We start from the raw sequence: 13,621 nt of genomic DNA, 5'->3' as shown, positions 1-13,621 counted from the left end.
CGCGCCGGGGCCGCAACCGGTGGGGTACGGCGGGTGCCGTCCGCACGCCGATGCCCGGCCGCGGGCCGGCGGAGTTCCGCGGACCGGCAGTGTTCCGCAGGCCGCCGCCCCAGGGAGCGGCGGCACGCGGCCGGCGGGGCGGGAATCAGCTGAAGGACACGCCGAAGCTGTTGGTCCTGAAGTCCAGGCCGCCGGACGAGGAGGTGATCCCGTAGCCGAAGACGAGTCGCGGGGACCGGGCTCGCCCGAGTGCTGTTCGGCTACGTCACCCGTGCGACGGGGACGAGGTGGTGCGGATCTACGGCAGCGCCCCGGGCGCGCGTGCCGCGGCCGCGCCGCAAGCCGGCCGCCCACCGCCGGATCCATCTGCCCGTCTCGGCTTCTCCGGTCGAGGGTCCGGAGCGGCCGAGGACGGGCCCGGCCCGACATCGCGGGCCACGCGCCCACGCGGAGGACCTACGTCACCCTCCGCGTGGGCGCCCTACGTCCGAGCGTCGTCCGGCTCAGAGGTCGAGGCCGGTGAGCACCAGGACCCGCTCGTAGGTGTAGTCCTCCATCGCGTAGCGCACCCCCTCGCGGCCCACGCCGGACCGCTTGGTGCCGCCGTAGGGCATCTGGTCGGCGCGGTACGACGGGACGTCACCCACGATCACGCCGCCGACCTCCAGCGCGCGGTGGGCGCGGAAGGCGGTCTGCAGGTCGTGGGTGAAGACGCCGGCCTGCAGCCCGTACTTCGAGTCGTTGACCGCCTCGAACGCCTCCTCCTCACCCGCCACCTCGCGGACGATGAGCACCGGGCCGAAGATCTCCTCGCAGGAGACCAGGGCGTCGGCGGGCACATCGGCGAGGACCGTCGGGGCGTAGGACGCGCCCTCGCGCTTGCCGCCCGTCAGCACCTTCGCCCCGCCCTGGACGGCCTCCTCCACCCAGGCCTCGACGCGCTTGGCGGCGTCCTCGCTGACCAGCGGGCCGACGTCGGTCGCCTCGTCGGACGGGTCGCCGGTGACCTGGGCCTCGACGGCCGCGACGATCTTCGGTACGAGCCGCTCGTAGACGGACGTGTCCGCGATCACCCGCTGGACGGAGATGCAGGACTGCCCGGCCTGGTAGTTGGAGAAGGTCCCGATGCGGCCCGCCGCCCACTCCAGGCCGACCTCGGAGGTGTAGTCGCCCAGCACGACCGCGGCGCCGTTGCCGCCGAGCTCCAGCGTGCAGTGCTTGAGCGGCACGGACTCCTTGATGGCGTAGCCGACCTTGTCGGAGCCGGTGAAGGAGATGACCGGCAGCCGCTCGTCCTGGACGAGGGCGGGCATCCGGTCGTTGGGCACCGGCAGCACGCTCCAGGACCCCGCCGGAAGGTCGGTCTCGGCCAGCAGCGCGCCGAGGAGCAGCGCCGAGAGCGGGGTCGCGGGGGCCGGCTTGAGGATGATCGGCGCACCGACGGCGATCGCCGGGGCGACCTTGTGGGCGCACAGGTTCAGCGGGAAGTTGAACGGCGCGATGCCCAGCACGGCCCCGCGCGGGAAGCGGCGGGTCAGCGCCAGCCGCCCGGTGCCGCCCTGGTCGGTGTCCAGCCGCTGGGCGTCCCCACCGTTGAACCGGCGGGCCTCCTCGGCCGCGAACCGGAACACGGAGACGGCCCGGCCCACTTCGCCGCGCGCCCACTTGATGGGCTTGCCGTTCTCGGCGGAGATGAGCCGCGCGATCTCCTCGGCGCGCTCGCCCAGCCGCCGCGAGACATGGTCGAGGGCGGCGGCCCGTACGTACGCGGGGGTCGCGGCGAAGTCCTCCGCGACGGCGGCGGCGGCCGCGACGGCCTCCTCGACCTGGGCCTCGGTGGGAATGCTCACCGCGCCGACGAGGCGCCCGTCCCAGGGGGACGTGACCTCGAAGGTGCTCTCGCCCGTGGCCTCGCGGCCGGCGAGCCAGAACGCGTGGGTGACGGCTTCGTTCGTGTCTGGCACAGCGGATCCCGACCCTTCCGGAAAGTGGTGGGGTGATGGTGCGGATGTCTCTCAACCTCCACCGTAGGCGCGACCGGGCCGGAAACGGTTTGTCCGCTGCGTAGCAGTCGGAGGGTGGCGCGCTACGCATTGGCGTGGGGCGCCAGGCATCGGCGCGCCAGGCATTGGCGTGGGGCCCCACTCATCGGCGTGGGGCGGGCCAGCCCTGCTAGGTGCCCTGCGCGGTCGCCTTGAGGGCCAGCCACAACTCCATGCGCACATCGGGGTCGTCCAGCGACCGGCCCAGGATCTCCTCGACCCGGCGCATCCGGTAGCGGAGGGTGTGCCGGTGGACCCCGAGGTCGGCGGCCGCCGCGTCCCACTGGCCGTGCCGGGACAGCCAGGCCCGCAGCGAGGCCACCAGGTCCCCGCGCCCTGTCGCGTCGTGCTCCCGCAGCGCCCGCAGCATGCCGTCGGCGAAGGCCCGTACGGCGTCGTCGGCCAGCAGGGGCAGCACGGAGCCCGCGGCCACCTCCTCGTGCTCCACCAGCACCCGGCCGCGCCGCCGGGCCACGGAGAGCGCCTGCTCCGCCTGGCGGTAGGCGGCCGCGGCGGCCGTCGGACCCGCCGGGGCGGAGAGCCCGATGACAAGATCGTCGCCCAGGGGCGCGGCGCTGCGGTCACGCGGCCGGGTCGCCGTGCCGCGGCGGCTCTCCACCGCCTTGGCGTGCTCGGCGCAGACGGAGACCGCCACGCCGCCGTCGGGGGCCAGCACGACGAGACGCTCACCGTCGGGCACCACCAGCACGGCCTCGCCGGAACGGGCGGCGGCCGCCTCCATCGCGTCGGCGAGCGACCCCAGGGGGTCGCCGGCCGCGGCCGTCTCGGCTGCGGCGGCAGCCGCGACGGCGGTCCTGGCCTTCGCGGTGCCCTTGACGCCCTTGCGGGCCGCCGCGCCGCCCGGCTTGGCGGCGGCCTGGGCGTCGGCGCGGGTGGCGCCGGGCGGGGCCGTGCTCGCCGGGCCGTCCGCCGGCGCGCCGTCCGCGCCGTCCGTGCCTGCGGAACCGGCGGAACCGGGGGAACCGGCGACCGAAGCGGCGGCTGAGCCGGCTGCGGAACCGGCGGCGGAACCGGCTGCTGGACTGACCGCTGCGCTGACCGCTGAAGCCGCCGCTGAACCGGTCACGGCGCCGACCGCGGAGGCTGCCACGGCGCCGGCCCCGGAACCGACCGCGCCCGGCTGCTGCTGTGTTCCCCCGCCCGGCGCCGCCTCGGCGACGAGCATCCGGAACGGCGCGTCGAGCAGACCGCCGTACAGCTGTCCGGCGACCGCCCGCGCGTGGTCGGGCTCCCCCGCGAGCAGCATCCGCAGCACGGCGGCGCCGAGCCGCTGCTCGGCCTCCTGTAGGGCGCGGGAACGCTCGGTGGTCAGGGTCAGCAGCGCCACCGCCGAATGCACGGCGTAGCGCTCGGCGGTGCCCAGAGGCGCGGCCGTGCCGACCGCGAGCACGCCCCGGGTACGGCGCCCGGTGCCGAGCGACTGCAGCTCCACCCGGTCCGCCGCCGCGTCATCGGCCGCATCCGCGCCCCCGGCGCCCTCGCTCCCCTCCCCCTCGGCGCTCCCGCCCCCGGTTCCCGTTCCGCCTCCGCCTCCGCCGCCTCCGCCTACGACGGCGCTGGCGGGGGCCGGGCGGGTGCGCAGCCGCTCGACGTCGGCCGTGAGCCGGGCGGCCCGGCGGGCCGCCCAGTCGGGAGCGACGGCCACCACCGCGCCGGAGGCGTCGTACAGCGCCGCCCAGCCGTGCACGTGCGCGGCGAGCCTGGCCAGCAGCGCGGCGGGCCCCTCCGCGCCGATCGCGGCCCGGGTCAGCTCCCGCTGCGCCTCGAACCCGGCGGTCACCGCGCGGTACTGGTCCGCGGCGATGGCCGCGGACACGGCCTTGCTGATCGCGATGAACGGAGTGCGGCGCGGCACCTCCAGCAGCGGCAGCCCCTCCTCCTTCGCCGCGGCGACGAGCGCGGCGGGCACCCCCTCGTAGTTCACCCCGACCGCGAAGCCGACCCCCACGACCCCCGCGCCGACCAGCCGGCGCACATAGCGGCGCATCGCCTCCGGGTCCTCGGCGTCGAGCTTCATCGCGGTCGTCAGCAGCAGCTCACCGCCTTCCATATACGGCACGGGGTCGGCGAGCTCACTGACGTGTGCCCAGCGCACGGGCGTCTCCAGCCGGTCCTCACCGGCGAGCACGGACAGCTTCAGCGCGGTGTGGTGGACCAGTGAGGCGAGGGTGGGAAGCATGGCACCTTCGGTGGACTTCGACGCGGCTCCGCCGCCATCGACGCGACTTCGCCGTCCCGTATGAACGGCTGTAACCGATTCTGCCTCAGTGGCCGAATCCCGGGAATCGAAGAAAGGCCGAGTTTCGGCTGCTTCCGGCCGCGCGCGCCCGGAGGGCGGCCGGCCCGGGGGCGGACGGACCCGGGGGCGGGCGGACCGGGGGCGGACGGACCCGGGGGCGGACGGACCCGGGGGCGGACGGACCGGGGGCGGGCGGACCGGGCCGAGCGCCGAGCCTCCCCGGTGGGGCGGGCCGACCCGGGCCGAGCACCGAGCCTCCCCGGTGGGGCGGGCCGACCCGGGCCGAGCACCGAGCGTCCCCGGGCCCCCGGAAACCCCGGCAAGCCCTCAGGCGCGCAGGTCCACCAGCACCGGCGGCCCGCTCTCGCCCCGCACGGAGGTCACCGACAGCACGGCGTGCCCCGCGGGCACCGAGTGCGCCAGTTCCGAGGCCGACCAGCGCTCGCGCTCGACCCTCCGCACGGTCACCGACTGGGTGGTCACGGCCTTGCCCGTGACCACCTTCCGGATGAAGTGGAGCACCTTGGTGAACGGCTCCTCCGCGATGATCTGGCGGTCGGTGACATCCCGCGCCTCGACCCACTCCGTGCCCCACACCTCGGCGAACCGCGCGCCGTCCCAGGTCGTCACACCCGCGTAGGCCATCCGGCAGCCGACCGCGCCGAGCAGCGCGCTGCGCAGCGCGTCGGGCACGTCGTCCAGGGTGCGCAGGGTCAGGACGGCACCCGCGTTGGCAGCACGCAGCCGCTGGATACCCCGCAGCGCCTCGGCGGTGATGGTGTGCGAGGCGTCGTCGAGCACCAGGCAGGCGAACAGCGAACGGTCCGCGCGGCCCACGGCGCACTCGGTGAACTGCGCCAGGACCAGGCGCGCGAGCATCCGGGACGCCTCGGCGTGGCCGCGCTCGGGCAGGTCGATCCGCACCCGCAGCGGGTGCTCCAGGGCGCGCAGCGAGAAGGGGCGCCGGTCGCCGCCCGTGTGGAAGAACTCGGCGAACGCCGGCCGGTCCAGCAGCGCGATCCGGTCGGCCAGCAGCGAGCCCACATCCCCCGGCGTCCCGGCCTGCCGCACCCGCGCGTCCAGCTCACGCGCCTGGGCCGACTGCCCGGCCGCGTCCAGCGCCTCGCGAAGCGCGCCGATCGCCGCCTTCGAGCCGTCCAGCAGCTCACGCAGCTCGGGCACGGACGGGAAACGGCCGTGCGCGGCGCGATACGGGCCGAGCAGCTGGGCGAGCGCGGTGGCTGCCCGGCGGCTGTCCCCGCCCGGCAGCGACGCCGCCATGTCGCCGATCAGGGCCTCGGCGAGGACGCCGGCGGCCTCGTCGGGGTCGGTGGTGCCGCCGTAGAGGTCGAGGTCGTAGGCGGAGTCCGGACGGCCGATCTTCACCACGACGTCGAACGCCTCATCGGCCCCGAGCCCCGACCCCGCCGCCCCCACCGCGACCACCGCCACCTGCCCCGCGAGCGCCTGTAGACACAGCGCCTCCACCACGGGCCGCACCAGCCGCCCCGTCTTCCCCGCCCCGGGCGGCCCCACGGCCAGCAGCGAGGTGCCCAGCACCTCGGGGTCGAGGGCGAGGCCGACACCGCGGTGCTGGTAGGGGTTGCGCGGGGCGTCGACGGCCGTGCCGATCCGGACCTGGCGGGCGACCAGGTCGTGCACGGCCGTCCGGGCGGGCAGGTCACGCGCGCCCGACGGATGCCCGTGCGCGGCGGCGCCGTGGCGCAGCACGGTGTCGGTGAAGGCGGCGAGCGAGTTCCGTCCGGCCCGCACGGCCTGCCAGGCCCCCCGGATCCGGACAAGATCCACATCATTCATCCGCCCCACCCGCGCCTCCTCAGCCAGCCGCTCAGCGGCACTGTGCGCACCGGCGGCACGCAGCTCGGGCCACTGGGCTGGGTCGGCTTGGGGGTCGGCGGGGGTGGGCGAGGAGCCGGGATCGTCCCATGCGCGGCGGAAGAGGGGGAGCGCGTAGCGGCGCCAGACTTCTGCCCAGTGGCCTACACGGCCGAAGATCACAATGATGGCGCCGGCAAAGATCGCGTAATAGGCGTACGTCGCCACGACATACGCCATCTCCCCGTTCTCCGCCCAGGAGTTCGGGGTGAGCAGATCCAGCGGCCACAACCAGTAGGTGCCGAGATAGTCGTTCCAGAGGAGAGCCCACACCAGCCAGCCGCAGAGAGCCGCGATCAGCGCCCCGGCGATCAGCTGCCGGTCGGGAATCCGGTCCTCCTCCGGTGGCTTGGGCTTGTACCCATACGTCCACACTCCCGGCGCCCCTTGGGGCCGCGGAGTGCGCAGCCAGGCGATCAGGGAAGGCTGTGCGCCGGGGCCCGGGGCGGCCGCGGGGAATGTACCCGGCGCGCTCTGAGGGCGAGGCGGCTGCGGCGGGGCGGCCTGGTAGGGAGGGTGGGGCAGCGCTGCGGTGGGTGGAGCGGCAGGCGGGGGACCCGCGGGCGGAGCAGGGAAGGGGGGCGGGGTGGCCGGGTACGGGGGTGGGTTGTGGTGGGTGCCGCGTGCGTCGAAGGTGCCCTCGGTGTCCATCTGCTGCCCCTTGCCCCCTGACCGGCTGTGCTCCGTGCTTCGCGCTCCGCGTCACCGCGCTGACGCGCCGGCGTCCAATCTAGTGTTCCCGGCCGGGGAGTTCACCGACCCGGCCGTTTCCGCGTCCCGCGGGCGGCGGCGGAGCGGTCGTGACGAAGCGGCGCGCTATGTCCGTCGCGGACAACGCGGGCCGCGCACTGCTCCCGAACGGAACATGCCGTACCCGCCTCCACCCGCCTAGCCTGCGAATAAAGCCACCGTTCTTTCAAAGCCACCGTTCTTTTGGAGCACCCCATGACCGAACTGTCCGGAGGCCCCTCCCTCCCGCAGGAGCGCCGCATCGTCACCGCGATCCCCGGCCCGAAGTCCCAGGAGCTGCTCGCGCGCAAGACCGCGGCGGTGGCGGCCGGGGTCGGGACGGTCATGCCCGTGTTCGCCGCGCGGGCGGGCGGCGGGGTGATCGAGGACGTCGACGGCAACTCCCTCATCGACTTCGGCTCCGGCATCGCCGTGACCTCCGTCGGCGCCAGCGCCGAGGCCGTCGTCCGGCGCGCCACCGCCCAGCTCGCCGACTTCACCCACACCTGCTTCATGGTCACCCCCTACGAGGGCTACGTCGCGGTCTGCGAGGAACTGGCCGCCCTCACCCCGGGCGACCACCCCAAGAAGTCCGCCCTGTTCAACTCCGGCGCCGAGGCCGTCGAGAACGCCGTCAAGATCGCCCGCGCCTACACCAAGCGCCAGGCCGTCGTCGTCTTCGACCACGGCTACCACGGCCGCACCAACCTCACCATGGCGCTGACCGCGAAGAACATGCCGTACAAGCACGGCTTCGGCCCCTTCGCACCCGAGGTCTACCGGGTCCCGGTCGCCTACGCCTACCGCTGGCCCACCGGACCCGACCACTGCGCCGAAGAGGCCGCCGCCCAGGCCATCGACATGATCACCAAGCAGGTCGGGCCCGACAACGTCGCCGCCATCATCATCGAACCCGTCCTCGGCGAGGGCGGCTTCATCGAGCCCGCCCCCGGCTTCCTCCCCCGGATCGCCGCCTTCGCCAAGGACAACGGCATCGTCTTCGTCGCCGACGAGATCCAGTCCGGCTTCTGCCGCACCGGGCAGTGGTTCGCCAGCGAACACGAAAACCTGGTCCCCGACCTCATCACCACCGCCAAGGGCATCGCCGGCGGCCTCCCCCTCGCCGCCGTCACCGGCCGCGCCGAGATCATGGACGCCGCCCACGCCGGCGGGCTCGGCGGCACCTACGGCGGCAACCCCGTCGCCTGCGCCGCCGCCCTCGGCGCCATCCAGACCATGCGCGACCTCGACCTCAACGCCAAGGCCCAGCGCATCGAGCAGATCATGAAGACCCGCCTGACCGCTCTCCAGGACAAATACGACATCATCGGCGACCTCCGCGGCCGCGGCGCCATGATCGCCATCGAGCTGGTGAAGTCGGGCACCAAGGACCCCAACCCGGAGGCGACGGCCGCGGTGGCCAAGGCCTGTCACGCCGCGGGGCTGCTGGTGCTGACCTGCGGTACGTACGGGAACGTGCTGCGCTTCCTGCCGCCGCTGGTCATCGGCGAGGAGCTGCTGAACGAGGGTCTGGACGTCCTCGAAGAGGCGTTCGGACAGCTGTGACTGTGAGTGATCAATGTGCGGCGTGAAGAAGATGTGCGAGGGCGATGACAGCTGGGTGATCGGCCTGTCCGGCGCGGCTTCGCTGCCGTACGGTCGTGACAGATGAGAGAAACACCCCGCTCGCAGGGGACTGCGAGCGACGCCGAGCCGGTGCTTCCCCAGCCCCGACCCGGCTGTGCCCTCGCGCACACCACTGGAGCCTCCGGCTCCGGATCTCCTCACCGATCGGATGGCCGCCCGCCCCAAACCCCCCGGGGCGCGCGGTACACCGGTCACCACGGCGGCCCCGGAACCACCCCCCCTGTTCCGGGGCCGTCGGCTGTTCCCCCCTCGCCCGGACCGGGCCCCGTCCCGGCGGTATCCGTCCCGGCGGCATCCGTCTCCTCGGTATTCGTCTCCGCGGTACTCGTCCCGGCGGTCCTGTTCGCGCTGTGCACCTGGCAGGTGGCCGCCCACGGCCCGCTCCGCCCGCTCGACGAGCGGCTCGACCGGGCGCTCACCGCCCCCTCCGGGCCCGGGGCCACGCTGCTCCCCTCCTCCGCCGCCGAGTTCTTCGCCGACCTCGGCAACATGACCGTGGCGCTGCCCGTGCTCGCGGCCGTCGTGGGCTGGGTGGCCTGGCGGGAGCGGGGCGCGGGGGCGACGGCGGCGCGCCGGTGGCTGCCGCCGCTGGCCGCCGCCGTGGCGATGGCGGCGGTCCCGGCGCTCGTCGCCCCGGCCAAGGCCCTGGTCGACCGCCCCGGCCCGCCCGGCCCCCTCGCGGACGGCTCCGGCTTCTACCCGTCCGGCCACGCCGCCACCGCCGCGGTCGCCTACGGCGCGGCCCTCCTGCTGCTGCGCCCGTATCCCCGGCGCCCTCAGCACTCCCGGCACCGGGCGCTGCGCCGTGCGCTGGTCGCCTTGGTCGCGCTGCTGAACCTCGCCGTGGGCGCGGGGCTGGTGCGGCGGGGCTATCACTGGCCGCTGGACGTGGTGGGGAGCTGGTGTCTTTCCGGTTGTCTGCTGGGGGCGCTGTGGCTGGTCCTGCGCCGCACCCGGCGTTGAAGGGCCGGCCGACAAAAGCCCTCAGCGGTCAACCCCTCAGCTACCGGAAAGCCCCCGGCTACCGGACGGCCCCCGGCTACCGGACGGCCCCCGGCTGCCGGACAGCCCTCAGCTGTCGAAGCCCAGCCCCAGCCGGTCCATGACCCGCAGCCACAGATTGCGCCTGCCCCCGTTGGCGTCCGCCCTCCTCATCGACCACTGCGTGATGCCGATGCCCGCCCACCGCACCGGCTCCGGGGGGAACGGCAGCGGCTTCCGGCGCACCATCTCCAGCCGGGTCCGCTCGCTGTCCTCGCCGCCGAGCAGGTCGAGGATCACCTCCGCGCCGAAGCGGGTCGCGCCCACCCCGAGGCCCGTGTATCCGAGGGCGTAGGCGGCCCGCCCGCCGTGCGCGGTGCCGAAGAAGGCGGAGAAGCGGGAGCAGGTGTCGATCGCGCCGCCCCAGGCGTGGCTGAAGCGCACGTCCTCCAGCTGCGGGAAGCAGCGGAAGAAGTGCTGGGCGAGGGTCCGGTAGGTGGCGGGGCGGTGGTCGTACTCGGCGCGCACCCCGCCGCCGTAGCGGTAGACGATGTCGTAGCCGCCCCACAGGATGCGCCGGTCGGTGGTCATCCGGAAGTAGTGGAAGTGGTTGGCGCTGTCGCTGAGGCCCTGGCGCCGCTTCCAGCCGATGGCGGCGAGCTGGTCGTCGGTCAGCGGCTCGGTCATCAGGGCGTGGTCGTAGACGGGGACGACGTACGGGCGCACGCGCCGCACCAGCGCCGGGAAGGCGTTGGTGGCGAGGGCCAGCTGCCGGGTGCGGACCCGTCCGTAGGGGGCGCGGACCTCGAGGGCGGCGCCGGCGCGGGTGGGGCGTTCGGCCGGGGTGTGTTCGTAGATCCGCACTCCCGCCTCGGCGCAGGCCCGCTTGAGCCCCCAGGCGAGCTTGGCGGGGTGCAGCATCGCCACGCCGGTGCGGTCCCAGAGCCCGGCGAGGAAGGTGGGCGAGTCGACCTCGGCGCGCACCTCGTCGCGGTCGAGCAGCACGTGCTCTCCCAGGCCGAGCTCGGCGGCCTGGGCGGCGGTCCGGCGCAGCTCCTGGACCTGGTGGGGGGCGGTGGCCACGTCGATCTCGCCGGTGCGTTCGAAGTCGCAGTCGATGGCGTAGCGGGCGACGGCGGCCTCGATGGCGTCGAGGTTGCGGCGGCCGAGCCGTTCGAGTTCGGGCAGTTCGCCGGGCCAGCGGGCCAGGCCGTTGCCGAGGCCGTGGGTGAGGGATGCGGCGCAGAAGCCGCCGTTGCGGCCGGAGGCGGCCCAGCCGGCCTCGTGGGCCTCGACCAGGACGACCTCGCGGTCCGGGTCACGTTCCTTGGCGAGCAGGGCGGTCCACAGCCCGCCGTAGCCGCCGCCGACGACCAGCAGGTCGCAGTGGACGTCGCCGACGAGGGCGGGGTGGGGGCGGGGGCGTGCGGGGTCGTCAAGCCAGTAGGGCCTGGGGGCGGCGTCGGCCAGGGCGCGTAGGGCTCTTTCAGGGCTCATGGCGGCTGTGGCCATGGCTATCGGCTCCTCTTGCGGCGGCTGCCGGCCAGTCGGCCGGCGAGGACACACAGCACCGCGATGGCGAACATCGCCGTGCCGATCACATTGATCTGTACGGGCGTACCGCGCTGTGCGGATCCCCAGACGAACATGGGGAAGGTGACGGTCGATCCGGCGTTGAAGTTGGTGATGACGAAGTCGTCGAAGGAGAGCGCGAAGGAGAGCAGGGCGCCGGAGGCGATGCCGGGGGCGGCGATCGGGAGGGTGACGCGCCAGAAGGTCTGCGCCGGGGTGGCGTAGAGGTCCTGGGCGGCCTGTTCGAGCCGGGGGTCCATGCTCATCACGCGGGCCTTGACGGCGGTGACGACGAAGCTCAGGCAGAACATGATGTGGGCGATGAGGATCGTCCAGAAGCCGAAGTCGACGCCCATGTTGAGGAAGAGGGTGGCCAGTGAGGCGGCCATGACGACCTCGGGCATGGCCATCGGCAGGAAGACCAGGCTGCTGACCGCGCCGCGCGCCCGGAAGCGGTAGCGGGCGAGCGCGAAGGCGATCATCGTGCCCAGGACGGTGGCGCCGATGGTCGCCCACACCGCGAGCTTGAGGCTGAGCGTGAGGGAGCCGCACATATCGGCGACGCCGCACGGGTCGCTCCAGGCGTCCGTGGAGAACCGCTGCCACTCGTAGTTGAAGCGGCCGTTGGGCTTGTTGAAGGAGAAGACCAGGACGACGACGTTGGGCAGGATCAGGTACGCGAGGGTGCCGAGGCCCGCGATCACCACGAGGTTCCGCCGTATCCAGTGCCCTGTGGGGCGCAGCAGGGGCATCAGAGCAGGTCCTCCGTCCCGGACTTGCGGATGTAGACGGTGACCATGGCGAGGATGGCCGTCATGAGGAGGAAGGACAGCGCGGCGGCCGTCGGGTAGTCGAGGACGCGCAGGAACTGGGACTGGATGACGTTGCCGACCATCTTCTCGTCCGTGGAGCCCAGCAGTTCGGCGTTGATGTAGTCGCCGGCGGCGGGGATGAAGGTGAGCAGGGTGCCGGCGACGACACCCGGCATGGACAGCGGGAAGGTGACCTTGCGGAAGGTGGTGAAGGGCCGGGCGTAGAGGTCCTGGGCCGCCTCGTGGAGCCTGCCGTCGATGCGCTCCAGGGAGGTGTAGAGCGGCAGGATCATGAAGGGCAGGAAGTTGTAGGTGAGTCCGCAGACCACGGCGAGCGGGGTGGCCAGCACCCGCTGCCCCTGGGTGAGCCCGATCCAGTCGGTCAGGTCCAGCAGGTGGAGGGTGTTGAGCGCGCCCACCACCGGGCCGCCGTCGGACAGGATCGTCTTCCAGGCGAGCGTGCGGATCAGGAAGCTGGTGAAGAACGGGGCGATGACCAGGACCATCAGCAGGTTGCGCCAGCGGCCCGCCTTGAAGGCGATGACGTACGCGAGCGGGTAGCCGAGCAGCAGGCACAGGGCGGTGGCGGTGGCTGCGTACAGCACCGAGCGCAGGAACTGCGGGTAGTACTCGGCGAGCGCGTCCCAGTAGGTGCTGATGTGCCAGGTGACCTTGAAGCCCGCTTCGAGGGAGCCGGTCTGGATCGAGGTGGACGCCTGGTAGACCATCGGCGCGACGAAGAAGACCAGCAGCCAGAGCATGCCGGGGAGCAGCAGCCAGTAGGGCACCAGCCGCTTGCGGACGGCGGCCCGGCGGACGGCGGGCGCGGCCGGCGGACGTGTGGGGCCGGCGGTGGCCGTGGGGCCGGCGGGCGTCGTCTTGGGAGGGGCGGTCATGGGGTGGCCTCCTCCAGGTCCGTTCCGGCGTCGATGTCCTGGGCCGCGTCGAGGCCGAAGGTGTGCGCGGGGTTCCAGTGCAGGACGACCTCGGCGCCGGGCACGAGCCGGGCGTCGCGTTCGATGTTCTGCTCGTAGACGGCGAACCCGGGGCAGCAGGGGGTGTCCACGACGTACTGGGTGGAGACGCCGATGAAGCTGGAGTCCGCGATCCGGCCGGTGATCCGGTTGCGCCCGTCGGGGATGGTATCCGTGTCGTCGGCGTGGCTGAGGGTGATCTTCTCGGGGCGCACCCCGACCAGCACCTTCTCGCCGGTGCGTGTCGTGGGGGCGCACCGCTCCAGGGGCAGGGCGAGGGTGCGGTCGGCGGCGGTCACCACGAGGTTGCCGCCGCTCTTGTCGGTGACGCGCGCCTCGATCAGGTTGGAGGTGCCGAGGAAGTTGGCGACGAAGGTGGTGCGGGGGTTCTCGTACAGCTCGGCGGGGGCGCCGCTCTGCTCGACGCGGCCGCCGTTCATCACCGCGACCGTGTCGGCCATGGTCATGGCCTCCTCCTGGTCGTGGGTGACGTGGACGAAGGTGATGCCGACCTCGGTCTGGATGCGCTTGAGCTCCAGTTGCATCTGGCGGCGCAGCTTGAGGTCGAGGGCGCCCAGCGGCTCGTCGAGCAGCAGCACCTTGGGGTGGTTGATCAGCGCGCGGGCGACGGCGACGCGCTGCTGCTGGCCGCCGGAGAGCTGGGCCGGCCGGCGCCGGGCGAAGTCGCCGAGCTGGATCCAGCATCTC

9 protein-coding genes are annotated in these 13,621 nt (G+C 73.7%); 2 read left to right on the top strand and 7 right to left on the bottom strand.

Translation table 11 applies throughout. The annotated features are described in order from the left end of the window. Positions 1 to 503: 503 nt before the first annotated feature. The 3 genes from BBH68_RS22305 to BBH68_RS22295 form a co-directional block, all read right to left on the bottom strand. A complete protein-coding gene (locus tag BBH68_RS22305; RefSeq protein ID WP_065965242.1) occupies positions 504 to 1,964 on the bottom strand; it encodes an aldehyde dehydrogenase family protein in 1,461 nt (486 codons plus the stop codon). A 208-nt stretch (positions 1,965 to 2,172) separates the two neighbouring features. Beyond that, on the bottom strand, positions 2,173 to 4,242 hold the full coding sequence (locus BBH68_RS22300; protein ID WP_065965241.1) for a PucR family transcriptional regulator: 2,070 nt from the start codon (positions 4,240 to 4,242) through the stop codon (positions 2,173 to 2,175). Positions 4,243 to 4,629: 387 nt separating this feature from the next. Next, on the bottom strand, positions 4,630 to 6,849 hold the full coding sequence (locus BBH68_RS22295) for an ATP-binding protein (protein WP_065965240.1): 2,220 nt from the start codon (positions 6,847 to 6,849) through the stop codon (positions 4,630 to 4,632). 294 nt (positions 6,850 to 7,143) lie between these two features. On the opposite strand from BBH68_RS22295, the gene gabT reads away from it, so the two are divergent. Beyond that, entirely contained in the window at positions 7,144 to 8,493 is a 1,350-nt protein-coding gene (gene gabT / locus BBH68_RS22290; protein WP_065965239.1) for a 4-aminobutyrate--2-oxoglutarate transaminase, read from the top strand. Between the two features lie 444 nt (positions 8,494 to 8,937). Beyond that, positions 8,938 to 9,537 (top strand): phosphatase PAP2 family protein, encoded by a 600-nt coding sequence (locus BBH68_RS44305; protein WP_342673147.1) that lies wholly within the window; start codon positions 8,938 to 8,940, stop codon positions 9,535 to 9,537. A 108-nt stretch (positions 9,538 to 9,645) separates the two neighbouring features. Here the strand turns inward: BBH68_RS44305 and BBH68_RS22280 are convergent, their stop codons facing one another. The 4 genes from BBH68_RS22280 to BBH68_RS22265 all read right to left on the bottom strand — a co-directional run. Next, positions 9,646 to 11,067 carry an NAD(P)/FAD-dependent oxidoreductase gene (locus BBH68_RS22280; RefSeq protein ID WP_065965238.1) on the bottom strand — a complete coding sequence of 474 codons (1,422 nt, stop codon included), beginning with the start codon at positions 11,065 to 11,067 and terminating at the stop codon, positions 9,646 to 9,648. Between the two features lie 2 nt (positions 11,068 to 11,069). After that, positions 11,070 to 11,879, bottom strand: a complete 810-nt coding sequence (locus BBH68_RS22275; protein ID WP_104531372.1) for an ABC transporter permease — start codon at positions 11,877 to 11,879, stop codon at positions 11,070 to 11,072. Then, entirely contained in the window at positions 11,879 to 12,835 is a 957-nt protein-coding gene (locus BBH68_RS22270) for an ABC transporter permease (RefSeq protein ID WP_065965237.1), read from the bottom strand. The genes BBH68_RS22275 and BBH68_RS22270 overlap by 1 nt, the downstream gene beginning before the upstream one ends. Then, a partial coding sequence (locus BBH68_RS22265; RefSeq protein ID WP_065965236.1) for an ABC transporter ATP-binding protein occupies positions 12,832 to 13,621 on the bottom strand: 790 nt, incomplete at its 5' end. The genes BBH68_RS22270 and BBH68_RS22265, both read right to left, overlap by 4 nt.

The organism is Streptomyces sparsogenes (assembly GCF_001704635.1).
GTDB lineage: Bacteria > Actinomycetota > Actinomycetes > Streptomycetales > Streptomycetaceae > Streptomyces > Streptomyces sparsogenes.
The sequence above is the reverse complement of the archived record's forward strand: the minus strand, read 5'-3'. Positions and strand labels throughout refer to the sequence as shown.

What these genes read in the sequence shown, in the direction of transcription:
- BBH68_RS22270 (WP_065965237.1), bottom strand. Translation starts at nt 12,835, where the DNA reads ATGACCGCCCCTCCCAAGACGACGCCCGCCGGCCCCACGGCCACCGCC.
- gabT (WP_065965239.1), top strand. Translation starts at nt 7,144, where the DNA reads ATGACCGAACTGTCCGGAGGCCCCTCCCTCCCGCAGGAGCGCCGCATC.
- BBH68_RS22295 (WP_065965240.1), bottom strand. Translation starts at nt 6,849, where the DNA reads ATGGACACCGAGGGCACCTTCGACGCACGCGGCACCCACCACAACCCA.
- BBH68_RS22275 (WP_104531372.1), bottom strand. Translation starts at nt 11,879, where the DNA reads ATGCCCCTGCTGCGCCCCACAGGGCACTGGATACGGCGGAACCTCGTG.
- BBH68_RS22300 (WP_065965241.1), bottom strand. Translation starts at nt 4,242, where the DNA reads ATGCTTCCCACCCTCGCCTCACTGGTCCACCACACCGCGCTGAAGCTG.
- BBH68_RS22280 (WP_065965238.1), bottom strand. Translation starts at nt 11,067, where the DNA reads ATGGCCACAGCCGCCATGAGCCCTGAAAGAGCCCTACGCGCCCTGGCC.